General features: G+C 36.0%; 25 protein-coding genes. 4 read left to right on the forward strand and 21 right to left on the reverse strand.

The features are described 5' to 3' along the window. The first annotated feature begins 2 nt into the window (after window positions 1–2). Window positions 3–2,306: a cbb3-type cytochrome c oxidase subunit I gene (locus MVE07_RS07035; protein WP_297455739.1), complete on the forward strand. Its 2,304-nt coding sequence runs from the start codon at window positions 3–5 to the stop codon at window positions 2,304–2,306. 54 nt (window positions 2,307–2,360) lie between these two features. Here MVE07_RS07035 and MVE07_RS07040 read toward each other — a convergent pair whose 3' ends face one another. The 20 genes from MVE07_RS07040 to MVE07_RS07135 form a co-directional block, all read right to left on the reverse strand. Continuing rightward, window positions 2,361–2,843 (reverse strand): V4R domain-containing protein, encoded by a 483-nt coding sequence (locus MVE07_RS07040; RefSeq protein ID WP_297455741.1) that lies wholly within the window; start codon window positions 2,841–2,843, stop codon window positions 2,361–2,363. Further along, window positions 2,827–3,855, reverse strand: coding sequence for an Lrp/AsnC family transcriptional regulator (locus tag MVE07_RS07045; protein ID WP_297455743.1), 1,029 nt, complete (start codon window positions 3,853–3,855; stop codon window positions 2,827–2,829). Before MVE07_RS07045 ends, MVE07_RS07040 begins: the two co-directional genes overlap by 17 nt. Then, complete coding sequence (gene cobA, locus MVE07_RS07050; RefSeq protein WP_297455745.1) at window positions 3,852–4,604, reverse strand: uroporphyrinogen-III C-methyltransferase; 753 nt, start codon at window positions 4,602–4,604, stop codon at window positions 3,852–3,854. Before cobA ends, MVE07_RS07045 begins: the two co-directional genes overlap by 4 nt. Window positions 4,605–4,618: 14 nt before the next feature. Then, window positions 4,619–5,677, reverse strand: a complete 1,059-nt coding sequence (locus tag MVE07_RS07055) for a cytochrome D1 domain-containing protein (protein WP_297455747.1) — start codon at window positions 5,675–5,677, stop codon at window positions 4,619–4,621. Then, window positions 5,640–6,782 carry a radical SAM protein gene (locus tag MVE07_RS07060; protein WP_297455749.1) on the reverse strand — a complete coding sequence of 381 codons (1,143 nt, stop codon included), beginning with the start codon at window positions 6,780–6,782 and terminating at the stop codon, window positions 5,640–5,642. Before MVE07_RS07060 ends, MVE07_RS07055 begins: the two co-directional genes overlap by 38 nt. Further along, window positions 6,766–8,445 carry a cytochrome D1 domain-containing protein gene (locus MVE07_RS07065; RefSeq protein WP_297455750.1) on the reverse strand — a complete coding sequence of 560 codons (1,680 nt, stop codon included), beginning with the start codon at window positions 8,443–8,445 and terminating at the stop codon, window positions 6,766–6,768. Before MVE07_RS07065 ends, MVE07_RS07060 begins: the two co-directional genes overlap by 17 nt. A 14-nt stretch (window positions 8,446–8,459) precedes the next feature. Then, window positions 8,460–10,103 carry a nitrite reductase gene (locus MVE07_RS07070; protein WP_297455752.1) on the reverse strand — a complete coding sequence of 548 codons (1,644 nt, stop codon included), beginning with the start codon at window positions 10,101–10,103 and terminating at the stop codon, window positions 8,460–8,462. 31 nt (window positions 10,104–10,134) lie between these two features. Beyond that, on the reverse strand, window positions 10,135–11,415 hold the full coding sequence (locus MVE07_RS07075) for a hypothetical protein (protein WP_297455754.1): 1,281 nt from the start codon (window positions 11,413–11,415) through the stop codon (window positions 10,135–10,137). Window positions 11,416–11,429: 14 nt separating this feature from the next. Continuing rightward, the gene (locus MVE07_RS07080; protein ID WP_297455756.1) at window positions 11,430–11,966 is read right to left on the reverse strand and encodes a PAS domain-containing protein; all 537 of its coding nucleotides are present in this window, start codon (window positions 11,964–11,966) and stop codon (window positions 11,430–11,432) included. A 76-nt stretch (window positions 11,967–12,042) separates the two neighbouring features. Then, window positions 12,043–12,399 carry a chaperone NapD gene (locus tag MVE07_RS07085; RefSeq protein ID WP_297455758.1) on the reverse strand — a complete coding sequence of 119 codons (357 nt, stop codon included), beginning with the start codon at window positions 12,397–12,399 and terminating at the stop codon, window positions 12,043–12,045. After that, a complete protein-coding gene (locus MVE07_RS07090) occupies window positions 12,396–13,358 on the reverse strand; it encodes a hypothetical protein (protein WP_297455760.1) in 963 nt (320 codons plus the stop codon). The genes MVE07_RS07085 and MVE07_RS07090 overlap by 4 nt, the downstream gene beginning before the upstream one ends. Continuing rightward, window positions 13,339–13,890 carry a ferredoxin-type protein NapF gene (locus MVE07_RS07095; RefSeq protein ID WP_297455762.1) on the reverse strand — a complete coding sequence of 184 codons (552 nt, stop codon included), beginning with the start codon at window positions 13,888–13,890 and terminating at the stop codon, window positions 13,339–13,341. The genes MVE07_RS07090 and MVE07_RS07095 overlap by 20 nt, the downstream gene beginning before the upstream one ends. Further along, window positions 13,890–14,456, reverse strand: a complete 567-nt coding sequence (locus tag MVE07_RS07100) for a nitrate reductase cytochrome c-type subunit (protein WP_297455764.1) — start codon at window positions 14,454–14,456, stop codon at window positions 13,890–13,892. Before MVE07_RS07100 ends, MVE07_RS07095 begins: the two co-directional genes overlap by 1 nt. Further along, complete coding sequence (gene napH / locus MVE07_RS07105) at window positions 14,449–15,276, reverse strand: quinol dehydrogenase ferredoxin subunit NapH (RefSeq protein WP_297455766.1); 828 nt, start codon at window positions 15,274–15,276, stop codon at window positions 14,449–14,451. Before napH ends, MVE07_RS07100 begins: the two co-directional genes overlap by 8 nt. Beyond that, window positions 15,269–16,153, reverse strand: a complete 885-nt coding sequence (gene napG, locus MVE07_RS07110) for a ferredoxin-type protein NapG (protein WP_297455769.1) — start codon at window positions 16,151–16,153, stop codon at window positions 15,269–15,271. The genes napH and napG overlap by 8 nt, the downstream gene beginning before the upstream one ends. A gap of 12 nt (window positions 16,154–16,165) precedes the next feature. Beyond that, a complete protein-coding gene (gene napA, locus MVE07_RS07115; RefSeq protein ID WP_297455770.1) occupies window positions 16,166–19,057 on the reverse strand; it encodes a nitrate reductase catalytic subunit NapA in 2,892 nt (963 codons plus the stop codon). Between the two features lie 24 nt (window positions 19,058–19,081). Continuing rightward, window positions 19,082–19,258: a hypothetical protein gene (locus MVE07_RS07120; RefSeq protein ID WP_297455772.1), complete on the reverse strand. Its 177-nt coding sequence runs from the start codon at window positions 19,256–19,258 to the stop codon at window positions 19,082–19,084. Window positions 19,259–19,361: 103 nt separating this feature from the next. Further along, window positions 19,362–19,664 carry a metal-sulfur cluster assembly factor gene (locus MVE07_RS07125; protein WP_297455774.1) on the reverse strand — a complete coding sequence of 101 codons (303 nt, stop codon included), beginning with the start codon at window positions 19,662–19,664 and terminating at the stop codon, window positions 19,362–19,364. A 1-nt stretch (window position 19,665) separates the two neighbouring features. Then, on the reverse strand, window positions 19,666–20,925 hold the full coding sequence (locus MVE07_RS07130) for a hypothetical protein (protein WP_297455776.1): 1,260 nt from the start codon (window positions 20,923–20,925) through the stop codon (window positions 19,666–19,668). Continuing rightward, window positions 20,925–21,215, reverse strand: a complete 291-nt coding sequence (locus MVE07_RS07135) for a hypothetical protein (RefSeq protein WP_297455778.1) — start codon at window positions 21,213–21,215, stop codon at window positions 20,925–20,927. The genes MVE07_RS07130 and MVE07_RS07135 overlap by 1 nt, the downstream gene beginning before the upstream one ends. Window positions 21,216–21,400: 185 nt before the next feature. Between MVE07_RS07135 and MVE07_RS07140 the strand changes: the two genes are divergently transcribed. Continuing rightward, window positions 21,401–22,033 (forward strand): Crp/Fnr family transcriptional regulator, encoded by a 633-nt coding sequence (locus tag MVE07_RS07140; protein WP_297455781.1) that lies wholly within the window; start codon window positions 21,401–21,403, stop codon window positions 22,031–22,033. Here MVE07_RS07140 and ccsA read toward each other — a convergent pair. Then, window positions 22,030–25,182 (reverse strand): cytochrome c biogenesis protein CcsA, encoded by a 3,153-nt coding sequence (gene ccsA / locus MVE07_RS07145; RefSeq protein ID WP_297455783.1) that lies wholly within the window; start codon window positions 25,180–25,182, stop codon window positions 22,030–22,032. The two genes, MVE07_RS07140 and ccsA, sit on opposite strands and share 4 nt — an antisense overlap. Before the next feature lie 140 nt (window positions 25,183–25,322). On the opposite strand from ccsA, the gene MVE07_RS07150 reads away from it, so the two are divergent. Beyond that, window positions 25,323–25,637, forward strand: a complete 315-nt coding sequence (locus MVE07_RS07150) for an MTH1187 family thiamine-binding protein (RefSeq protein WP_297455785.1) — start codon at window positions 25,323–25,325, stop codon at window positions 25,635–25,637. Further along, the coding region (locus MVE07_RS07155; protein ID WP_297455787.1) for an AAA family ATPase at window positions 25,634–26,526 on the forward strand (893 nt) is incomplete at its 3' end. The genes MVE07_RS07150 and MVE07_RS07155, both read left to right, overlap by 4 nt.

Below are 26,526 nucleotides of genomic sequence, written 5' to 3' on the forward strand. Positions count from 1 at the left end.
AGATGAGTAACCTAACAGATGCAAGTGCTAAGAAGTGGTTCTTGATTTTCCTATTGTCCACGATAGCTGCAGTAGGTATTTTCCTGTTCCTTACGGTTAATCAGATTAAGAATGTTCCTCCTATTCCTAAGGAGGTAAAAGGAACACAGACGCTTTACACTTATGATGACATTATTCAGGGTAAGGCTTACTTCCAGAAATATGTGCTTATGGATCATGGAACTCTCCTTGGTAACGGTGCATATATCGGACCTGACTACACATCCTGGATACTTCATGAAAAAATAGTCCAGCTTCAGAACATCTATGCACAGGAAAAATACGGCAAAGATTACAACAGCCTGTCAAAAGAGGAAAAAGCTCAGATTGATTACCTGGTAACTCAGGACGTCCGTAAAAAGTCAATACTCAAAGATGGTGTTACTCAAGTAACTCCTGAACATGAAAAAGCATTTCAAGCTGCTAAGAAAAAATTAGTTGATTTTCTTGTTAAAGGAAATCCAAACTACGCATGGGTTGGTGGAATTATCAAACCTCAAGAAGCTGACAAAATTGCAGATTTTGTAGATTGGACTACTCTCGTTGCCGTAACACCAAGACCTGGAATGGAACCAAAAGATAATGTATCTGTAATAAAATCTCTTGGTGGTTCTCTTAATGTTTATAAAACACTGAACATGCATCCAACTTATACAAATAACTGGCCGCCTGAACCTGCCATTGGAATGGATGCCGGATATTCTTCTCTATTCTGGTCACTGGTTGCATTTATGGCATGTTGGACATTAACAATCATTGTAATGTGGGCTTTCTACGATTACTTCCTGAAATTTGACACAGAAAAAGAATACTCAGAAGCTCTCAAAATAACAAAACTTACACCAATGCAACAAAAAGTTATTAAGTTTGTTCCACTAGTTCCTTTATTCTTCGTGCTACAAACCTTAATGGGTGGTTATCTTGCACACCTATTCGCTGACCCACACCACAACTGGATTATTCCACAGGCAATATTCCCATTTAACGTTGCAAGAGAATTCCATCTGAACCTTGCTGTTCTCTGGATTGCAATAGGATGGCTTGCCGGTGGTCTATTTGTAGCTCCTCTTGCGTCTGGAGGAAAAGATTTCAAATTCCCCATAGCTGTTGATATTCTATGGATAGCTCTGCTAATAGTTGGTGGTGGTGGTCTTATAGGTCTGTGGCTTGGTGCCCTTGGAAAACTTCCAGATAGCCTCTGGTTCTGGCTTGGTTCTGAAGGTAGAGAATATATTGAACTTGGTAGAATATGGGATATAGGTCTTGTTGTAGGTCTTGTCCTGTGGTTTACAATAGTCTTCTTTACAGTGCGTCAAGCGGAAAAAATTACTCCTCCACTTCAGATGATGATATGGTCTGCATTCGCAATTGCTGTTCTGTATATGGCAGGAATGGCTCCTCTTACAAAAATAATGCCTAACTTCACAATTGATGATTACTTCAGATGGTGGGTTGTTCACCTCTGGGTTGAAAATACATTTGAATTATTTGCAGCTGGAACACTGGCATTCTTGACAGTAGCCCTTGGACTTGTAAGCGCCAGATTTGCAACTATTATGATGTTCTTTGAAGCATTCCTGATTGTTGCTGCAGGAACAATAGGAACAGGTCACCATTACTTCTGGATGGGTGAAAATGAATACTGGATTGCATGGGGTGGTGTTCTATCATCCCTTGAACCATTACCACTTGTTATCCTGATGATTGAAGCCACAAAAGAGTATCTCCATATCAAGAAAAAAGGTGAAGCATTCCCATTCAGAATGGCTTTCCTCTGGCTTGCCGGTTCTGCATTCCTAAACTGGCTGGGTGCCGGATTTTACGGAATGCTGATTAATCTACCAATTGTTAACTACTATGAACACGGAACATACTTTGGAATGGCTCACGGACACGTGGCACTCCTTGGTGCATTTGGATACATCTCAATTGCATTCCTTTACTTCATAGCAAGGGCAAATGCACTGGCCAAGGGTCTACACTGGGACGAAAAAGTTTCAAATCTTGCATTCTGGTTAACAACAGCTGGAATATTCATCTTCGCATTCCCTGTTCTGGTAATTGGTGAAAAACAAATGGAATGGGCATTTAACTACGGATACTGGGTAGCAAGAACAAGAGAAGTTCTTGAAGGAATGGGATTCTGGCTATGGATAAGACTTATACCTGACCTTATGATTATAGCCGGTGCAGTTCTACTACTGGTAGACCTGGTATATAAACTCTATCTGTCCAAAAAAGAGGCTACAGCCACTGCAACAGCATAAACTAAAAAAGCCCCCAATTGGGGGCTTTTTTTATAAAAAAATAAAAATAATGTTTCATTTTAGATTAACAGTTACTTCACAAGTTTCTTCACCATTTGCATTACATTTTGTTTCCTGTGCTATAACTTTCTTACCAAGATAATTTTCAACAAAACCTGCTACTAATCCGACTTCAAAGAAACATATTCTTTTCCCGATATTATCCATTCCTGCACATGTAATACATTCATCAAGCTGAACTACAAGTTTTTCATCGTCAAAATGCGTTATTTTTAATAAACCTATTTTTTCTTCTTCAATGAACTTAACTATATTTTCTAAGTATTTACTTAAATCTGTATCATAAAGTTCTCTACCTAAAGCTTTTCCTAATGATTTTCCAGCATTAATAAATAGTATATGTGCAGCATTCTCTCCGAGTAAGTCTGTGGCATAAATATCTGTGTAATGGCGTAATGCACGGAAAACAAGAATGGGGATCTCTGTTCCTAATTTTTCTCTTTTAACTTTTGAAATTTGCTTAATTATTTCCTCCATTTTGTATGTAAACCTCCCATTTATAAAACTCATCTGAAAAATATTTGATTCTTCTTTTCTTGAATTCCGTAGTTGAGTAAAGGATTAGATAATCTTTTATTCCTTCTTCTTCTGCTATATCTTTTACAAATTGTTCAAGTTCTTCTTTTGTCTGGGCATGTATCATTGAGAACAGCGGATATTTCCAGTATTTATTGGTTGTTCTTTTATAACAATGGGTTACAGCTTTGTATGAAGCCAGTTTATAACCAAGTTTGTCTATTTTTTCCTCTGGGACATTCCATACGGTCATACCATTAGCTTTAAAGCCTGCTTTTTTGTGATACAGGATTGCTGCAAATCTCCTCATAAGACCTGCTTTAAGATATAAATTCAGTTTTTCCAGTAGATAATCCTGAGATATTCCCAGTTGTTTAGCATATTCTTCAAATGGATTTTCAACAAGAGGTATATCCTCTTGGGATATCTTGATAATATCTTTGTCTTCTTCTTGAAGCTGGTAGTCAATTTTTGGCTGTGTTTTCTTTATTTTTTCTTTTTTCTTTGTCCCTTCTGTATCCAGTTTAACCCCTATCTTATAGAGTTTTTCCGTCCTTAAGATTGCATACTGTTTGATATTGTTTTTTTCAGCTATAAGTTGAACAGTTTTTTCAAGTCCAAGACTACTGTCCGGTGGAACTGCTATTGTAAACCACAAATTAAACTCATGGGTTCTTTCGTAGTTATGACTAACTCCCGGATGAGAATTGACAAATTGGGCAACCTTTTCTATGTCATCTTCCACTTTAAAAGCTACAAGTGAACTGTCGTATCCAAGGGATTTTGTGTCATAAATTGGAGAAATCTGTCTAATAATTTTTTGTTCTTTTAGATTATTGACTACATCCAGATATTCTGATTGTGAAATGCCGATTTCAGAGGATAACTTTTCAAATGGTTTTTCTACAATTGGAATACCTTCTTGTAGTTGTGAGATAATCTTTTTCTCAATATCTGACAGTGTTGCTATCATATCTCCACCTTTTTTAAGTTTTCTTCAAACCAGCTTATTTTGTCCTTTAGATTTACTACTTCTCCAACGAGGAATATGGCAGGAGGATAAACTTTTACTTTACCTTCGGCTACATCTTTTAATGTTGCTGTAATTTCTTTTTGTTCTTTGGTGGTACCTTTTTCTATAAAGATAACAGGTGTTTCCGGAGATCTTCCTGCCTTTATCAGATTTTGAGCTATTTTGTCTCTATTTGAAACGCCCATTAAGAATATAACTGTGTCTATTTTTGATAAGGCCTCCCAGTCTATATCAGGAAACTGACCCTTTGAACCGTGTCCTGTTACAACTACAAAAGATGATGCAACTCCCCGATGTGTAACTGGAACCCCTGCATATTCAGGAACAGAAATAGCTGATGTTATTCCGGGGATTATTTCATAGGGAATTCCTTTTTCTTTTAGAAAAATTGCTTCTTCTCCACCTCTACCGAATACAAAAGGGTCTCCACCTTTAAGGCGAACAACTATATCATTTTTAGTGGCAAATTCATATATCAAAAAGTTTATTTTATCCTGCTCTAAAATATGTTTTCCGTCTTCTTTACCCACATATATAAGCTCACATCCAGGCTTTGCATAAAACAGGATTTCTGGATTAACAAGCCTGTCGTAAAGTATTACATCTGCCTCTTTCAAAACCCTTACAGCCTTTACCGTTAAAAGTTCCGGGTCTCCCGGTCCTGCTCCGACAATATAAACCTTACCCATAACAGTATCCCCCTTTATCTAACGATAAAAATACCTGATGGATTTGGAACAGTAATTTCCTTTAGCTTTTTCCAGCTTTTTGTATCAAAGATTTTCACAGAATTATCAAAGTATGAGGATACATACAGCTTTTTACCGTCTTTGGAAAATCTTATGTGCATTACTCTTTTTCCTGCAGGGAAGGTTTTGATTACCTTTAGTTTTTTCAGGTCTATAACAGATAAAAGTTCATCTTTATCGCCGCTGTAATTAACTACTGCTATTTTTTTATCAGGGGATACTGATATAAAAACTGGTAAACCTGCAAGATCTATATGGTCAATAACAGCCATTTTGTTTATATCAACAACATAAGCCCTTTTCTCTCCAACTGCCGGGATCAGTGCTATATTTCCGACGACACCCCACATTCCAAAGTGTGGAATTTTGAAAACTATTTCCTGTTTGTTTTTTGAGAGGAATTTTGCCTTTTTGTATATAAATTTATCTAAATCAAGAATTCCAACACCTCTTTCTTTGAAAAATCCCACTATGTATCTGTTCTTATCAATAAGAGCATCAAAGGGCATTTTGCCGGCATTTTCCACCCTGTAAACCCTTTGAAAATCTTTTTTTGCATCAAGAACCCATATCTCATCTTTATCCATGAGGGCAAATGCAAGAAGATTTTTATATGGTTTTATGCCTACATTTCTTGAACCTGTTTTTATTTCTTTATAGATATCAAGGTCTTTTGTTAGGATTGTTACTTTCTTTGGGTCATAATGGGCAATGGCTATGTATTTATCAATAAATGTAAATCCTATCCCGCTGTTTCCTGGTTTTATTTTTTTGAGCAATTTATCATGGATATTATCTATTTTTGAAAAGTATCCATTTCTAGCTATGCAATAGCTATAGTCTCCATCTGTTTTAACAACAGCATGATTTAAATTCCCAAGATCATGGATTTCTCCAATAAGCCTGTCATTTTCAATAACAGCAAGGGAACCCCTTTCCCTTTCCACAACATAAAGTTTTTCAGCAAGAGAAATATTAACCAGTATAAGCAGAAGCAGCAGTGTTTTTCTCATTACCCTCTCCTTCTTCAGATATATAACAGTCTGGATCTTCTGCAAATATATCGCCATAGACTGCGTAAGCTCTTGAACGGGAATTACCATTGCATATTTCAAGATATCTGCAATTTGCACATCTTCCTTTAACCGGGCGTGGATGCTGACGGAGTTTTGTTAATAGTCCGTTTGAATTCACTATATCATAAAAGTTTTTTTCATAGATATTTCCAATCTTGTATGGAAAATATGTATCAGGTTTTATATAACCTCTGTAATCTATATCAAAAATTCTGACTCCAGCTTGATTTCCACCCCATCTTTTGAGGTTTTCATATAAAAGCTTTGCTTTTTCCGGATATTTTTCTTTGAATTTATAGTATAAAACAACTGCGTCTGCTTCGTTGTTTCCTGTTACAACATCTATAGGAATACCTTTTTCCACATACTCAAAGGATTTATCTATTATGAAATCAACATGTTTTCTATATCTTTCTTTTTCTGTCTGTGAAAGATGTTTTCCTCTACCTGAATAAACAAGATGGGATATATAGACTTTTGGGATATTTTCTTTTTCTACCAGTGAGAAAATAAACGGCAGGGCTTTTTCTGTCATTGAGGATAAGGTAAATCTAATACCTACCTTTATACCACTGTCCCTTACTAGCCGGACAGATTCCATTGAACGTTTGAAGGCACCTTTCATTCCTCTAAATCTGTCATGGGTTTTTTCGTCCCCATCTATGCTAATTCCCACATAGGAAAACTGCTTTTTTATCTGGTCTATGTTTTTTTCATTTATTAAAAGACCGTTTGTTGAAAGGGTTGTTACAAAACCATTTTCATTAAAAAGCTGGGCAATATCAAATATATCCTCTCTGATAAGTGGTTCTCCTCCTGAAAGTATAAGAACCTTTACACCGGCTTTTTTAAGATATGGAATTTGCTTTCTTATCTCATTAATAGAGATTTCGCCATTTCTTGAGGTGTTTGCTGCAGAGTAACAATGCTGACAGAAAAGATTACAGGCATTTGTGAGATTCCAGATTAGGATTTTTCCATTGAAGGGTTTAATTTCCTTTCCATCTAAAGTTTTTTTAATATACTCAGTTATTCTTAGCATCTTTTTTGTCCTTAAATTGCATCATATAAGATATAATAGCCCTTAATTCGTAAGATGAAAGATTTAACTTAGGCATTGCATTTCTTTTATAACCAAGTTTTTTATACATAACTTCAGGATTTGCTATTTGGGCTGCTATTTCTTCCGGTTTTCTGTGATTTACTATCCATCTGAAAGATGGGGCAAATGCTTCTTGGGTTTGGTGATGACAGCCCCAACATTTTTCCATAAATACCTGTTTACCAAGTAATACAGGTTGATATTTTCTGGATTTATTTATGATATTGTATTTTCCAATAGGGATACTTGCAGGTATATCTTTTAAAAGTTTAAGGGTTATGCTGTCGTATATAAGAAGGTCTCCATCTTTGTTGTAAAGGCTAACATAAGCCAGATTTCCATCGCCGTTGAATTCAGTATGAATAACTCTTTTGCCTTTTTTAGTTTCTATTGTTTTAACTGAAAAATCATCTCTGTTTATAAGAACTATTTTGTCTTTTCCGTTATCCGTCCATAAATAAGGAGTTGTTGGATGGGTTCTGACAAAAAATCCATTTCCATCTATATCTACCTTTTTAACAAATTTCCAGTTATAAAGGTTCCAGATTGTAACAAAAGGTTTTGTGATATGGGGTGTAGCAAAATAGAATTTACCTTTTTTATACCATATTGACGCTGAGGCTAAATGGGGCATTCCCTCCATTTTTGAAGAAAAGACTTCCTTATTTTCTGCAATGCTGTAAACAGATAATCTCGTTCCTTTTCTTGAACTACCGATTATATACTCTTCAAATGGGTCTATAAAAAAGTCCTCATAAGGTTCAGAGATGTTCTTGTAGGTTATTTTGAAAGTTTTGGTATCTAAAAATCCAATTTTTGCTTTATCCCTGTAAGTAAAAATAGCCTGGTCTTTTGAATAAAGTCCATAAATAGCAGAAATTAAGCCATCTTGTTTTATGTATTTCACAGGCTTAAAGCTTTCCGCATCAAGAATAACTATAGATTTTGGCAACCAGCAGGAAACAAGTATATATTTTCCTGTTCTATCTAAAGATATATTTCTTAAATACACGCAGGCTCTAACTTTACCGTAAAATCTACCTTTATCTATATCATATCTACCTATCCATCCATCTCTGGCTGGGACGTAAATTTTCCATCCTGATGGGGAAAACTTTAAGCCTCCATGGACATTTTTGAAATCAAATTTGTCCAAAATATTCAATCCTTCCATTATCCATACTTTTTGATGCCCTCTTTCTACAACAGCTACTATGTTTTTTATATTTTTTACCGGTAGTTTTTTTGTTTTTTGGTCTTTATTAAGCTGGATAGTCTTTATAATTTTATCTTTTGACCAGTTAATCTTTGCCGGTGATTTTATATATGATATTATTTCTTTAATTTGCTGGTCTGATAGTTGTGGAAAAGCGGGCATTTGTGTTGCAGGAAGACCATTTTTGATGATTTTAATCAGTTTTTTTTCAGGAATTTTTTTTAAAAATAAAGGTAAAAGAGGGGGAGCCACTGTCCCAGCCCTGTCCACCCCATGACAAGAGGCACAATATTTCTGGTACAGCTGGCTCCCTTTTGCCAACTCCCCTGCAAAGGCACCAAACACTATCAGGAGGGTTAGCGGCAGCAGGATTATTTTTTTCATCATTTAGCATCCTTCTATTAATAGATATCATTCATTGTGTTGTATACGTTAAATTTACCTGTTGGTGTTCTTACCCAATCGCCTTTAATAACTTTTTTCAGTTTGAGTGTTTTAGCATCATAAACCAGTATCGCTGTAGGTTGGTCTTTTCTACCCCATACAGAAATCCAGAACTCTGAACCGTCTTTGTTGAACTCTTCATGAACAGCTCTTCCTGGGATACCATCAGGCACTTTCAGAGTTTTAACCAGTTTGAAGGAGTATTTGTCATATACGAATATGCTTCTTTGGAGATTTTTGTCTGGGTTAAGTGGTCTATCAGCCAATAACCATTTAGCTTTTGGATGTGTTTTGATAAAGAGATTACCTCCACCTTCTCCAGGCATTTTAATCCACTGGACAACTTTCCATGCATACTGGGGATGTTTTTGTGGGTCTGTTCCAATACATGCGATTCTGTTTTCCCCGATATGACCTGTGCACCAGATTGGTCCATATTTAGGATGGTTTATGTTTGCTCCTCTTCCTGGGTGAGGTTTTGTTCCGACTTTAACAATTGCTGCTAATTTTTTCTCTTTTGTATCAACAACTACTATTTTGTTTCTCATGTTAGCAGCAACAAGGAAGTATCTCTTGGACAAGTCCCAACCACCATCGTGGAGGTATCTTTCTGCATCAATCATATCAATACTTACAGTTCCTTTATCAACTTTGGAGTAATCAACAAGCCATACCTGTCCAGCCTCTTTGATGTTAAGTATCCATAATGGGTCATAGTGAGATGCAACAATTGAAGCAACACGTGCTTCTCTAACAAAGTCTTTTGTATCGTAGTAGTAATCACTTGTTGCATGCCTTGTGATTGGTTTTAATGTTTTTCCATCAAGTATTACAAATGATGGTGGCCAGTAACAACCAACGACAGCATATTTGTCTTCGTATCCGTGATATTTACTTGTATCTATTGAACGTGCATCATAACACACTTTAACTTCTGCAACCTTGTCAGGTTTTTTCATCCACATATCAATAACTGTAGCCTTACCATCTCTACCTATTGAATACATATATCTTCCAGAAGCAGATGTTCTGAGAATATGAACAGCAAATCCTGTGTCAACAATGTTTAATAGTTTTTTAGTTGTTCCATCTATGATAGCTACTTTACCTACATCCCTGAGAATCACACCAAAGAAGTTTTTCCAGTTAGGATTAGCTGGTTTTTTAGGTCTTTTATTTACTGGAACATATACTTTCCAGGAATCATTAATCTTTTTCCATGAAAGTAATGGTGGATTTGGTGGTGGATTAAGTAGAAATCTTGCCATCAGGTCAATTTCATCTTTTGTAAGAACCCCTTGTTTACCCCAATCTGGCATTCCACCAGGTGTTCCGTAATAGATGAAGTTTTTAATTGCTTCAATGTTTAAACCTTGTTTTTTCAAATTTTCCGGGGTCAAAGCAGGTCCAGTAGCTCCTTTTCTAAGCATTCCGTGACATCCAGCACATCTGTCAAAGTAAATCTGGGATGCCTTTTTCATTTCTTCAGGTGTAAGTTTTGGGACTCCTTCATCTGCTGAGGCGGTATTAACGGTTAGTGCTACTGTTCCGGTAAGGAGAGCAGCACTTATAAGCCCGCCTGCAAGTTTTTTTGCCCTCATAGTATCCCTCCTTTCAGGATTTGATTAAAGATTAATATTTATAGTCAAGTTGTAACCAGTATTTTGTTGTATCTTGAGTTCCTTTTAAGCTTCCTCCTGTGTAATATCCATCATCTGCGTTATACCATGCTGCTTTAGCAAGGAATGACAGTCTTTTTGTAAGTTTTTTAGCATAGAGTGCATCTATTTCAGAACCTATGTTATCGCCAACGCTACCTGCAGGGTCTTTATCAGACTCAAATTTAAGATATGCAACCATAAGTTTTCCGATTGTTGGGCTTTTGTATCCTGCAGATACACACCATTCATTCATACCATAGTCAAATCCACCTGCAGCACCAGCAAGTAACACATCTGCCCAACCGTCAAATTTGTGGAGTGTAGCAAGTGGAGTTGAAAAGCCTTTTTGATGTCCATTTTTGTCTCCAAAGTGTGTATACATCACGTTACCAAAGAATCCCATTGCTCCTGCGCCAATTTTAAGCCTGTAGTAGCTTGTGTCTATATCAGCTTTTTTAGGAGTGTTATCATTTTCATAAGGGTCTTTTTGGATAGCATATTCTCCAAGGTATGATACTTTAACACCACCTAAATCAACTTTACCTGATGCTTTAACTCCATAGGTGTTGTGAATATCTGTTATAAGATATGCGAAACCTTTTATTCTTAATTGCGGAATAACTTTGTAGTTTACATCTAAAATGATTGGCATTTTATCAAGCTGCCAGTCTGCATTTAAACCATCTACAATCCCTTTTCTTTCATAAATTCCTGCCAGTAAGAAATCAAGTCCCTGTATAGGTTTACCTGCAATAGCTAATACTCCAAAAGTTTGAGGCATTTGTCTCCAACCAACAGTTCCTATAAATCTGTGGTCGTCAATAGCAACATATTTTCTACCTGCTATAAACGCATAGTTTCCAAGGGAATAAGCAATATAAGCTTGTGTAAGACGATCATTATGAGGATCAGCAACTGTTTCATACTTACTTTTTTGTGGTGCATAATCATCAACAAGTGCAGAAACATCGATAGCTTCTAAAACTGCTGATAATCCTTGAACTCCAAGAACTGTTCCAATTTTTACACCGACTTTGGTTCTAATAGTCAGAGCATTAGCTTCCTTCTTTCCTGATTTGTCAACATCTACATACTCATACCTTGGTCTAAACTCAAGATAAGGCTTAACATTTTCAATAAATGAAACCCCAAGTAAATCCTGAGCATTTGCTGAATTTGTTTGACCTGAAAGCAGGAATGCTCCACCTGCTAACAGGGCTGCTGCTCCTAAACTTAGCACTTTTCCCTTCATAACCAAACCTCCTTTTATGTTTGCCAGTTTTCTAAGAGTTTTTCTATTACTTCTTCACCTGATATGCCTAATTCTTTAGATAATTCTTCAAGACGGTCGTAAACTTTTTTAGGCAAATACATAACCACTCTGACTGGCCCTCCTTCTTCTTCCCTCATCTTGTCGTATAAGTTTTGCATTTCTTTTTTCTTCTCTCTTGGAACTGGTGCTCTCATAGATTTGAATTCAACAAGTTCGCCATCCTTGTAAACTCCAGATATTGTGGCATGAACCCAGTAGTATCCTTTATCTTTACGGAGATTTTTTACATAGCCCTGCCATGTTTTTCCCTGTTTGATAGTATCCCACAACTCCTTAAAAACAGACTTAGGCATATCAGGATGTCTTATTATGTTATGAGGTTTTCCTATAAGTTCCTCAGGTTTATATCCGGAAATTTCAGCAAATGTTTCATTAACATAGGTAATAACTCCCCTCAGGTCTGTTCTGGAAATTATCAGCTGGTTCTCAGGAACCTCCGTTTCCCAGAACATATCAAAAGTCTTATCCATTATTTCCTCTCAAAGCCTTTTTAATTAATAGTTAGAATTATTCTTTTACTTTTTCATTGTCCTAAGTCAATATTTACTAACTGATATATCCCTTAATATGACCTTTATAAACAATATCTTCTGCTCTTACATTTTCATCATTGAGAATTTCAGGAACATCATTGCTTAGCTTTTGCAGATACTCTGCAGCACTTTCCCATTCTTCCTCAGAATATGAATAAACCATATTGGCTGCAAGAACATTAGGAATTAATTGAATTTGTCTTAGTTTAAATGTTTCTTCATTAACATCCTCTCCTTCTATGATGATAATGATTTTCCCTTTTTCTTTATCATGAAAATAGACTTCACAAAGCCCACTTTCTTCTAATTCTTTAATAACTTCCTCTACATGTTCCGGTTCGGTAACTACTACTGCACTTGAGATATTCATGGTTTCAACCTCCAAAAAAATATTTTTCCATCATCACATCCGATGATAATTTCGTTCTCAGATAAAAATCTGATATTACTTGGTGTTGATTTGTGGCCTTTCAAATAGGTAATTGTTGTTCCCTCTTCTGTATTAACCACTTTTACATTGAATTTGTCATTGTAAACATAAGCTCCTATCTTGCCTGATGGACTTAGGCCAACAGAAAACACCATAAAATCGTCAGCATCAAATATTTGATATTGGTCAGTATTTAGATTGTAATAGACAGCTTTTTTATCTCTGCCTCCGGTGAAAGTCCTGTTGTTTTTAAAATCAACATCAAAGGCCTTATCTTTGTTAAGTTCTTCAATTACTTTGATAACTTTACCTGATTTAATATCTATAATCCGGGTATCTCCACTCTCATCTGTTAAAGCAAGTTTGGTTTTATTTTCATTGATTTCCATATCAGAGAAAAAGGACATACCGACAGACTTTCTGTAAATTACTTTCTTTGCTGTTATATCAAAAAGAACCACTTCATCACTGGTAAGACCGAAAATAAGATGATTGTTATCAACAAATCTTAGTTTTGCTATAGGAAGGTGCATTTTCCTATTAACTATTTTTATAAGCTTTTTATTTTGATAGATATATACTTCCCTACCTCCTCTTGTAGCCTGAACTGCTGCAGCTATAAGCTTTTGGTCCGGTGATACATCCACAGAAAATATTTTAGGAAGTTGTAGTTCACCCATAAAATCTTCAAATTTTGGATAGGAGATTTCATCCACAACTTTATGGGTTTTTAGGTCTATTATCTGAACTTTACCCCTTTCAGTAGCTACATAGGCCTTTTCACCGGAAACAGAGATATCACTGATAGCACCATCTAATTGAATAACATCCTGTAATTCCGGAGTAATAGCAAAAGCACAGCTTATAAACAAGATAAAACTAAGAAATATCTTCTTCATCATTTTCTATTTTTAATGGATAAACTTTTATTGCTCCTACTGGACATGAATTTAAGCAAAATCCACATCCTGAGCATTGATTTAAGTTAATTTCTGGGTTAAATAATCCATGGAATATAATTGCATTATCAAGGCAGGGTTCTTTACAGGAAAAACACATTGTTCCATGCCATGCAAGGCAAGAATTTTTTTCTATAGTAAAAAATGCATGGATTTTTTCAGGGTTTTCTAAAGATAAAACATCATATTCGCAGTTTTCTGCACACTTTTTACAAAATGTGCAACCTTTGGTTGAGAAAACTATATGAGGAGAACCATCCTGCAATCTGTATAGAATTTTTTCTTCACAGGCCAGAATACATTTTCCGTCACACTGGGAACATACTGAAAAATCTGTATCAGGTAAAGTATAAGGAGGTCTTATAATATTTTTTTCTTCTTCTGTAGATGGATTTTTTATTTCTTCTACAGTTGCTCTAGGAATAAAAGGAAGGGCTTTTAAAAAGCCCCTCCTGTCCATATTCCTGGACATTAATAAACTCCCTCGAATACGTTTTTGTATAGTATTGTTTTCTTTTTGGTTTCTGGATTTCTGTAATCAGGTCTAAATGTGTTTTTAACAAGTGGTTTTGCATTTGCCTGTGGTGCGTGACACTGGACACAGTTCCATCTTGCAGGATCAAGTTTGTTTAGTTTTACTACTTTTCCTTTTATAAGCTGGAAGAAATCTATAAAGTGTGTTGGAGAAACAGGTGTAGCTCCTATGCTTTTTGCAACTTTTGGGTTATGACATCCAAGACATGCATTATGGTCTTTTGTAATTGGGAGTAATCCTTCTACGCTGTGTGGGATCATTGGAGGAGCGTTTTCATATGCCCTTTGAAATCTTTTCGCCTGTCCCGGAGGTGCTTTTGGAAACTCAACAGGCGGTGGAGCTGCGTTTACATTAAGAGGTAAATGCCTATATGACAACTCTTCTGAAGATATTGCTTTTCCCTTTGGTGCTGAAGCTGTTCCTTTTGCTTGACAGCCAATTAATGCTATAGATATTCCCATTGCTGGGATAGCCATCAGCTTTACTAATTTTTTCTTAAGCATTGTTCTTCTCCTCCTTATTTGGTTTGTATCTAAAACCAAAGTTAAGTGCATCATCATTACATACTTCTATACATCTTCCGCAGTTGATACATTCTCCTGATGAAACAAACACACTTTCCTTTCCTATCATCCAGAGAACCTGTTTTTCTGGACATATATTTTTACAATTCATACAAAGTGTGCATTTGTCTGCATCATGTTTAACTCTAATAGCGGAAGGTTTAGTTACCAGTGAGAAAAAGCCACCTAATGGACATACATGGCCACACCAACCATTTTTGGTAGCGAATAAGTCAAACAGGAATACCCCTAAGACAGCAACCCATCCAAATCCCATTCCAAAAATCAGTCCTCTATGTAGCATAGATATAGGGCTTATAAGTTCAAATGCAGGTGCTCCAACAATAAAGGAAACTATCAAACTTAAACCAAGCACCCAGTATCTCACTTTCCTTGACAATCTCAGCTGCCATTCTTCCCTATGAATTCCTGTTTTGACCCGTATCCAATTTGCAAGGTCTGTAATCATATTGATGGGACAAACCCAACTACAGAAAGCTCTACCTCCAATAAACATATAAAAGAATAAGATTAACAAGGCTCCAATAATTACATCTGTTGCCAGTAAAGCTCCACTTGCAAATAGCTGAAGGACTGCATAAGGATCAGCAAGTGGTATAACATCAAATAGTTTAGAGGCACTTAAATTTCCTTGCAGTATTTTCCAGCCATAAACATTACCAGCAATATACAGTAGTAATATTGATATTTGCACTATTCTCCTGGCTATTAAGAATCTGTATTTGTATAAACTATTCATTGAACAAATCTCCTGAGTTCAGGTATTCTTCAGGTTTTTTCTTGCTACGTGGAGTTATTGTTTTCTGGATACCCTTGGAGCCTTTGAGCCTAAGTTCATCTTTTTTCTCCCATCCTTTTACGTAATGTTTACCTACTCTACCTAAGGCTATGTCCCTTGGTAAAACATAAATTGCAGGTTTCTCAGTTACACAGGCATGCTCACACATTCCACATCCTGTGCAGGCATCTGGATAAACAACCGGCAAAAGAAAAGCATGTCTTCCTGTTCTGGGATTTCTTCTAAGCTCAAGCTTTATAGCCTCATCCAGTAAAGGACATGCTCTATAGCAAGCATCACATTGGAGTCCCCAGTAAGCTATACAGTTTTCCTCATCAACCACGGCAACACCCATACGGGCTTTATTAATATCAAGAACTTTCTTTCCATTTTTGACTGAAGAAACACGGTCAGGGTCTAATGCACCTGTTGGACAAGGTGGAACGCAAGGAATATCCTCACACATATAACAAGGAATTTCCCTTGGAACAAAATAAGGAGTTCCCAGTGGAACTTCCTTTGGATAGTTATATTTATTTTCTTCCTTTGGTTTATGATCTCCTGGTGCCGCAAGTCTGAGAGTAGAAGTTTGTTTAGTAGTGTCTGGATTGTTTTCTCTGTTCTTACAGGCTTCTACACATAAACCGCATCTAATACATTTTTTCATAAATTCTTCTTCAGGAAGTGCACCAGGAGGTCTTAGGACTAATTCATCATATTTTGCTTCTGCAACATATCCACCCCAGATAGAACCTCCAAGGGCTGCAAGTCCCAGCCCCTGGAGCATCTGGATAAAGAATTTACGTCTTCCTTTGTCCACCTTTTTTCCTTCAGCCAATTTAACCCACCTTTACGCTTTGTAAATTTTGACTGCACATTTTTTGTAGTCTGTTTGTTTGGAAATTGGATCTGTAGCATCAAGTGTAACTTTGTTGATATAAACCCTTTCATCAAACCATGGGATAAATACAAGTCCTCTTGGAGGTCTGTTTCTTCCTCTTGTTCTTACTCTTGCTTTAACTTTTCCACGTCTGGATTCTACCCACACAAGATCATTATCTTTAACACCAAGTTTTTCTGCATCTTTAGGGTTCATATAACAGTATGCTTCAGGCATAGCTCTGTATAGTTCTGGAACTCTCATTGTCATTGTTCCAGAGTGCCAGTGTTCAAGAACCCTACCTGTTGCCAGCCAGAATGGATATTCATTGTCTGGTGGTTCTGGTGGATCCATATATGGTCTGAAGAAGATTTTGGTTTTGTTTGTAAGGTCTACTTTTTTAGGATCTGTTACATCAAAGAGATTTCCTTTTGGTAATTTTTTGAGTGCGTGGCCATAGAATGCAAACTTACCATCTTTTGGAGCTCTTCCTGCTTCAATTTCTCTTCTTGCATATGGGTCATAGTCTGCATTGAATCTCCAAGGTGTTTCTTTTCCATCAACTACAGGCCATCTAAGACCTCTTACTTTATGGTAAACATCAAATGGTGCAAGGTCATGACCTCTACCGAGTCCAAAGAGTCTGTATTCTTCCCAGAGAGCTTTATCTATGAAGAATCCATATCCTTTCCATGGTTTACCGTCTACACCGATAACATTTCTTTTATCTCCAACTGCACAAGTGTTTGGATGGATTTCTCCTGTATTAGGGTTTTTAGCAACAGGTTGTGGATATCTCAAGTCAACATCAGGAATTGTTCTTTTGAATGCTTTTTCTGAGAAGAGGACATCATAAAGTGTGTCATTTTCTGGGTCATAACCCATTTCTCTCGCTTTGTCTAATACGTTTGGAAGGACTGTTCCATCTGAAAGTTTCCATTCTTTCCATACTTCTTTTAGTTTAAAGAATTTAGAGAATTCAACGATATGCCATGTGTCTGGCATAGCTTCCCCTGGAGGTGTAACCTGTTGTCTCCAGTGTTGTGACCTTCTTTCTGCGTTTCCGTAAGCTCCCCATTTCTCATAAATCATAGCTGCCGGAAGAATAAGGTCTGCAACTTTCGCAGATATACCTGGATAAGAGTCAGAAACAACTATAAAGTTATCCATATTTCTGGCTGCTTTAATCCAGTGGTTAGCGTTAGCTGTATCTTGCCATGGGTTACATACTTGAACCCAAGCAAATTTAATTTTTCCATCTTCAAGGTCTCTCATAATTTTAACGATATGAGAACCTACTTTTGGATTTATTGTTCCGTGTGGAATATGCCATATTTTTTCAGCTGCTTTTCTGTGTTTTGGATTGAATACAACCATATCAGCAGGTAGTCTGTGTGCGAATGTTCCAACTTCTCTTGCTGTTCCACAAGCAGAAGGCTGTCCTGTGATTGAAAATGCACCATTACCAGGTTGAGCCTGTTTTCCAAGTAAGTGGTGAATCATGTAAGCCTGTTCGTTTACCCATGAACCTCTTGTGTGCTGGTTGAATCCCATTGTCCAGAATGTAACAGCTTTTCTGTTTTTATCTATATAAAGTTCTGCCATTTTTTTCAGTTTTTCTTTGAACTGTTCTAATGGCTCATCTGGGTCACCTTTTGCAATTCTCGCTACATAGTCAAGTGTATATGGTGCAAGAGCTTTTTTGAAATCTTCAAATGAAATAATCCAGTGTTTACCGGCCTGTTTGACGTGTTTCATTTTGATTGTATCGCCTTCTTTATATCCATAAATGCTAAGAGCCGGTGCTTCAAGAGCGGATACTTTTTTAACGGCTTGTTTCATAATCGTTTGCATTTCTTTGTCACTGTATCCAAGTTCTCTTGCATGTTTTGGATTTCTCATTCCATATCCGGTATCGATATAACCTGTTGTGAACACACAGTATTTGTTTACAAAGTCCCAGTCTATAGCTTCTGGATGGTTATAAACAATTTCTCTTGCAATGTAGTTCATTATTGCAAGGTCAGTTTGAGGTCTGAAAACAATATCAATATCCGCCAAATCCATTGTTCTGTGTCTGAATGTTGAAAGAACTACAACTTTGACATTATCAGGGTCCGATAATTTTCTGTCTGTAACCCTTGCCCACAGGATTGGGTGCATTTCAGCCATATTTGAGCCCCAAACAAAGAATGTATCTGTGAGCTCAATGTCGTCATAACATCCTGGTGGTTCGTCAATTCCGTAAGTCTGGATAAATCCAACAACAGCAGATGCCATACAGTGTCTTGCGTTAGGGTCTATGTTATTGGAACGGAAGCCAGCTTTCATAAGTTTTGCTGCAGCATAACCTTCCATAATTGTGTATTGTCCTGAACCGAAAATTGCAACTCCTTCAGGCCCTAATTCGTTATAAGCTTTTTTGAACTGCTGAACCATTACTTCGTAAGCTTTTTTCCAGCTTACAGGTCTGAATTTACCTTTCTTGTCAAATTCGCCTTTATCATTCATTCTGAGAAGTGGTTTTGTTAAACGGTCAGCACCATACATAATTTTGGCGGTAAAGTATCCTTTGATACAGTTAAGACCTTTGTTAACCGGAGCTTTTGGGTCACCTTTTACCGCAACAATACGGTCATCTTTAACCGCAATCATAATTCCACAACCGGTTCCGCAAAAACGGCATACCGCCTTATCCCATCTCCAACCTGCTTCAGCCTGTGAAGCCGCAGCCAGAGCATCTTCTGGAACTTCCACACCTACTGCAGCTGCAGCGGCTACAGCAGCAGTGGTTTTCAGGAAGTCCCTACGGGACATTTCAAATCCCGAGGTTTGCTGCTTTTTCTCTTCCTTGACCTCCATCTTCTACTCCTCTCCTGTAAGGTTCTATTTTTTCAGAACCTTACAGGGCTGGGCTATTTCTATTCCGCCATTTAAACAGGATAGACCAACCCAGCAGGCGGTAATTTTGTCTATCCTGTGAAATAAAAAGAGAGATTGGTTTCTATTGATAACTTGGAGAACCAGTCTGTCTGGTGCCTTTGTTTGTGTTATAGTTTTCATCTTAAATCCATTATTTATACTTTGTAACCTTTAAATTAAAAACTTGATTAAGGTAAAGCATTGACATAGATCAATTCAATAGGCCTATTTAATTTTTCAATAATTAACCCATTCCCAAGGCTTTTTTTACTTCGTCATTTGCCATTTCAATTGTCCATTGGGGTTCCCATACAAGCTCAATATCTACGTTTTCCACACCTTCAAGATTTCTAACAGCACTTTCTACCCAACTGAGAATTGTTCCAGATAAAGGACATGAAGGAGATGATAAGGTCATTTTGATTTTTACATTTCCATCTTGAACATCAACATCATAAACAAGTCCCAAATCTACGATATTAAATCCAATTTCCGGGTCTATAACATTTTTTAGTGCTTTATAAACATCTTCTTTTGTAACAGCCATTTTAGTCCTCCACTTTGAAATTTAAGATGTAGTAAATCAGATAGATAAAAATTAGAACGGCAATAAGCATCAATACAGTTCCCAGAATAGAGATAATAGGTATATTTAGAAGTGTTCCTATAAATAAAACAGCAAATCCGAGCGAGTAAATAGTTATCTGTATATCAGGTATTTTCTTAGGTAGCATATCTGCCAGCATTGGAACTTTTTTCTTTCCAACAAGATTGGAAAAACGGTGAAACCAGGTCAGGAAAGGAACAATTTTGAACATACTACCGTATATCAAAACAGGGAAAAATCCAAAGATAAGGGAGATACCAGATGAATATACAGCTTTTTCCCAAAATGGAATTAAAGCCCCAGTAATAACAGTCAGTATCAATACAAAATGGCTGTAAAACATTGTATCCATACCAATATCTTTGGTTCGGCGGGGTCTTTTAGAGTAAATCTCATAAACTTGAAGAAGATAAAAAATCATACCGGCTAAAATAAGATAAATAGTTGCGGTTAAAAAATAACGATTACCTGTCCAAAGAAAAACTACCCCGCCAATAAAAACAGCAATAATCATCAGATAAAATGCAATGTTTACATATCTATCATTAAATTTATGGGCAAGACTAAACATAGGAAGAAGAACCATAGAAACACCCATAACAACCATTGGGATAAATCCAAGCAACGTAAAAATAATATGTGCTACAACCAGCTTGAAAATATCAGATATCCAACCTGCGAAAAAATTCAAAGAAAGGAAAATACCTAAAGAAATTCCTATAAATAAAGAGATATTTGCTGCTATCAAAAATTTTGATGTAATATCAAATTTTTCCAGATGTTTTAAGCTCATAATAAAGTTGAAAATAAAAATTAGCATGGAAATATAAAGGAATATTGCACCAACAGGCAATAAAAAGAATAGGTTTCCATTAATTAGAGAAAACACAAATAATAGTATTCCTGCCAAATAAATATAAAACTGTAAATATCCCAGTCTAAATGAGAAAACAGGAACTTCCAGTGCAACAGGAATGAGCTGATATAAAGCCCCAAAAATAATCATCATCACAAAACCAAGAAGTTGAATATGAACAATAGCTGCATTTTGAAGATTGTAAAAAGGTTGAGCAAACTGTGAACCAAAAGACAGTAAAACTATAAGAGCAATCAGATTTAAAGCGACCCCTCCTATAAAATAATGAAGGACCAGAGAAAACGGAGGGGCAAACTTTGTAGCCAGACTTCCTACTATTCTCATTATTCTTTTAGTTTAAAAATTATTTTGTATCGGCCATCTTCCAATTCTTCAACCTGATAGTCAAATTTGTCTTCAATTTTTTCAAATAATCCCATAGGCTTTTTATGATTAATCATTACAGCTCTTTTATTAGGACTATCTATTAGAGATAATACTGCAAGTGCATTTACCATAGGTTCTGGAGGACCCAGTTTTGAAGTATCAAACTCATAATAAATAATTCCATCTTCTTCATATTGATAAACAGGAACAGTTGCACCTTCCACCTGAATTTCCTTTTTCTCTGCCATTTTTCCCTCCAAAAATTCTTTTGGTCTTAATTGTTATATCTTTAAAATCAAAAAGCATTGATCAAAATCAAAAAGGTTAGCCTTTACTAACTTTTACAAAAACCAATAATATTAATACTTATTTAATAATTTATATTTTTGTATATTATGTTATAATGTCCTTTAATACATTGAGAGGGGATGCGATGTATAGGGCTCGGGATATATTTCTTTTCAAACATCTAAGCGACCAGCAACTTGAAAAAATTCAACAGATTTCATTTATAAAGGAACTTAAAAGGGGAGAAATTCTTTTTTGGGAAGGAGAAAGACCTGATTATCTTTATATTTTGCTGGATGGAACAATAAGGGTTTTTAAAACAGATAACAAGGGTAATGAAATTACCTTACACTATTTTTACCCTATAAATATGATTGCAGAAGTGGCTAACTTTGAAAATATCCCTTATCCAGCTTCAGCAGAAGCAGAAACAGATAGCATTGTCCTGGCAATAGATTATGATAAATTCAAAAGAGAACTGTTAAGCGACCCAGAAATATCATTTAACATAATAAAGTCTTTATCAGACAAGATAAGAATTCTCAATGACTTCATAGTGCAAAATATGATGATGGACGCTGTTACAAGGGTTGCAAAATTTCTATATGAACACGAGGATTTATTTCATCAACTTAAACATAATAAAATAGCTTCCCTGCTTAACATCACCCCTGAAACATTTTCCAGAATTTTGAAAAAATTCAAACAACAGGAAATTATAGAAAAAAATGGAAAAGAGCTTGTCATTCATAAAGACAAGCTCAAGAACTATATTTAAAAGCTTCTTATTTTTCTGTTTCTAAATGCAAGAACTATAACTATGCCAACGATTGCAATTGCCCAGTAAACCCATGTTGGAATTGGGACTGGGTCTCCTGCTGCATAGGAGTGTAACCCTGACAAATAGAAATTAACCCCAAAATATGTCATCAGAACTGAAGAAAATGCCAGAACAGACATCACAGCAAAAGCGTAAGTTGAGCGCATCCAGGGAACAAGCTTTGTATGTAAAACAGCAGTATAAACCAGTATAGTAACCAATGCCCATGTTTCCTTAGGATCCCATCCCCAGTATCTTCCCCAGCTTTCATTTGCCCATACACCACCAAGGAAGTTTCCTACAGTAATAAGAGACAGACCTATTATCATAGACATCTCATTAATTCTCGTAGCCTCCAAAATGGATAATTCAATCTGCCTTTGCTTTTCATCCTGAACTTTTGGATTTCTGATAATAAATAAAATTAGTGTTATAAATCCAAGTAAAGCCGATAAGCCTAAAAATCCATAACTGGCTGTTATTACAGAAACGTGTATTGTAAGCCAGTATGATTTAAGAACAGGCACAATATTAGTTATTTGAGGATCCATCCAGCTAAGGTGTGCAACAAATAATGTTAATCCAGCCAGAATTCCTGTTGAAGCAACAGCAAAGGGTGACTGTCTTGCAAAAACAATTCCTGCCAGTGCTATAGTCCATGCTATATAAATAAGGGATTCATACCCATTACTCCATGGAGCATGTCCTGAAATATACCATCTAAGTCCAAGATTGAAAGTATGGGCTATAAATCCAAGAATCATAATCCCAAGAACAACCTTAGTCGGTAGTTCCAATCTCAAAGAAGGTTTTATAAGCTTTGCAAATATGAGAAGTAATAAAGCAAGTCCGGAGAATAAATATACAAATATTAGTCTTTCAAAGATATTGAGCCTGTTATATAGTATCTCGGCTTTGATTTTAGTTTCTGACGGATAAATATCTTTACCATTTACTTTTTGGTATTCTTTAATCTCTGCAAGAACTTTATCTGCCAAATCCCATTTGTTTTCTTTTATTCCTTTATCAAGCGCTGCAAAATAAGCAACAAGAAGCATTCTTACTTTTTCAGCTTCATCTTTAGGAAAATGTTCAATAGCAGCTTTTGGACTATACCATGTGTGGTTAGGATCATCTTTTTTAGGGAATATCCTGAATAACTCCCCTGTAAAGACCATATACAAAATATTCAATCTCTCATCTATTTTTAGCAGTTCTTTGTCAAATTGATTTCTACGGGCTGGTCTTTTTCTCCTTGCATAATCAACAGCATCTGCCAGCTTATAATTACCATTTCTATCAAAGGCATCTATAAATGCAAAATATTTTGCGTCCTGCGGAATACCCAGCATTTTCTTAATGGCAGGGTGGAAAACCTTGATTATCGGAATTTGCTGCCAGTAAGATGGCATTACAAGCATCCCAAGTATTATCTGATTATGGTCAAGACCGAAAAATGACCTTCTTTTTGAAACTTTATTAAGAACATCAATAGCCAGAGTGTCTATAGGTTCTAATCTTCCATCTGAAGACTGGGTAAGCAATGTTCCGAAATTATCTGCATGTTCTTTGTTTATTTTTTTGACCTGTTGTATGGCTTCTTTAATATCTATCTTATGTGGATTTTCAGCAGCAATTGAATTTCCCCAAAAACCTAAAAAGGCAAAAACAAGAGCAACTTTTAACAGATTTTCAACCTTTAATCTTGCAAGCCTTCCAAATCTGGAATATGGATTAAGGAGGTTTAAAAATAGTCCCAGTGCCAGCATGATATACCCTATATAAGTAGGTATTTTTCCTGGATCGTGGTTAACAGATAAAACTGTTCCTTTTTCATCAGGGTCATATGAAGATTGGAAAAATTTATATCCACCATACTCAAGGGTATGGTTCATATATATTTTGTATTCAAACTCTTTATTATGTTGTGGGTCTTTTACAACAACAAGACTTTCATAAGAAGAAGGTCTCATGGAACCGGGATATCTTTTTAAGATAAAGTCCTTCAGATAGATATAGAATGGCAAATGAATATCTTTAGAACCCCATTGTAAAGTAACTTTAATATCACCTATTTTGATTGTTTCAGGTTCTCCAACAATATTTGACCTCATTCCACCACCCAGTAGCTTTACTATTTTTTTCTGACCATCATAATCAACCTCAACAACAAGTCCTGCTTCCCCCTGACCAACTTTTAGAGAAGAATTTGTTTTAGGAACAACATCAACTTTTGCAGAAGGTAAAGCTTGACGGACAACAAATTGAATACCGTGAACAATATACATACGCTTAGGAATGAGTTCTCCTTCCTTATCTATCTCCCCTGATTTTTGAGTTGCCATCTCAAAAAATTTTATTTTCTCGTTTGATTTTATATAGAACTTGCCATCCTTAACATATATATACAGATAAGATTTTTTAGTGTTTGCAGGAATTTCTTTACCAAAAGAAAGAATAAAATCCCCAAGGTCATAGTAATCCCCATACTTAAGAATTTTTTGCGTAGGCTGTCCATCAAGCATAAAAACAACACGCATCATAGGAATACCATTTTTAGCAGGAACAATTTTTTTCTCAGCATGGGGATAATAAGCTACATATCTGACAACAAGGTCTTTACCGTCAATATTTAGTTTTTCTGTAAATCTATTAGTCCAATCGGTGATTGCAGAGAAAAGAACCTTCTTTTCTTTTTTTACTGTTTTGTCTCCCTTCTGGGCTGTTATGCTTAGAAATGCATCTGAAGATAAAATCTCATTACTCTGATGACCTTCTCTGATATGCATTAATCCTTCATATCCAAAGTATCTGGTTAGAGCAGCACCAAGAAATATCATTAGAAAGGAAAGGTGAAATATAAGGGCAGGCAGTTTCTTAAGTCGCCACATACGGTATTTGAAAATATTTCCGATTAGATTAATAGCCAGCAGTATCCACAGGATTTCAAACCATCTGGCACCATAAACCAGTGCCCATGCCGTCTCACTGCCAAAATCATTTTCTATAAAAGTTGCAAACCCAATAGATATAGCAAAGATTAAAACAAGAAAAATCATAAATTCTATAGAAATAAGGCCATTCCAGACCTTTTTTATAATACTCACTGATTGCTACCTCCTTCCGTATAAAGCCAAATCTTATTCCTCATATATGAAAAATCTGTGAAAACAATAAATTAAACCTTTTTCCTATAGACTTCAAATTAAAATCGGATAAAATGTTTATAAAAAATAGGAGATATATCATGTCTGTGTTAGTAGAGTTTTCTATGTTCCCAACAGATAAAGGCGAAAGTGTTAGCGGATACGTATCCCGTATTATAAAAATGATAGATGAGTCAGGGGTTCCTTACAAACTCACACCTATGGGAACAGTCTTTGAAACAGAAACAATGGAAGAAGCCCTTGATATAATAAACAAAGCATATAAACAGCTGGAAAAAGACTGCAACAGGGTCTATTCTGTTGTTAAGTTTGATATCAGAAAAGGTAAATCAAACAGACTTATCCAGAAAATTCAATCAGTAGAAAAGAAATTAGGAAAGCAGGTTAGCAAATGATTTTAAAAAGAGTTCGGCTAAGAAATTTCCTTGCACATGATGATACAGAGATAGAATTTTCTCCTTCAGGGATAACAGTATTTATTGGAGAAAACGGAGCTGGAAAAAGCTCAATAATAGAAGGAATAGTTTACGGGATATTTGGAAAAACAGACAGGGGAAAATTAGAAGACCTTGTTAAATGGGGAAAAAGAGAAGCTACCGTAGAGGTTGAATTCCAGAAAGGAAACTCAGAATACAAAGTAGAAAGGACAATAACAATTCGTGGTAACAAAGGAAGTTCAACAGGTGTTATTTATAAAAAAGAAAAAGGAAAATACAGACCCTACTATCAAAAACATATATCAAGAGAAATCCCCAAAATAACAGGCATAAGCTACAAAACATTCTTATCCTCAGTTCTGGTAAAACAGGGGGATATAGAAGGTTTGATAGAACTCTCCCCAAAAGACAGGGCAAAAATATTTGAAGACCTTCTGGATATGTCCCTTTACCAGCTTATAGCCGAAAATATAGCAACAAAAAGAAAAGTTCTTCAAGAACAAGTTAAATGGCTTGAAAAGGAAACCGAGCAGCTAAAAGAACTGGAAACACAGACAGAAAAACTACAAGAACAGCTTGAAAGCTTAAAAACTCAGCAGGAAGAAAAGCAAAAAGAACTAAAGCAGTTAAACGAAGAACAGACAAAACTCCAAAAGCAGATAGACCTCCTCCAATCAGAAAAAGAAAAACTAATCAAAACAAAAGCCCACATAGAAAAACTACAGGAAGTAATAAATATTAGCCACAAAAACCTGAAATCCCTTGAAGAAAAAATTCAGCATATAAATAAAGAAAAAGAAAAACTACCACACCTAAAAAAACAGGTGGAAAATCTTAAACAACTGGA

Origin of the sequence: Persephonella sp. (genome assembly GCF_027023985.1) — a bacterium.
GTDB lineage: Bacteria > Aquificota > Aquificia > Aquificales > Hydrogenothermaceae > Persephonella_A.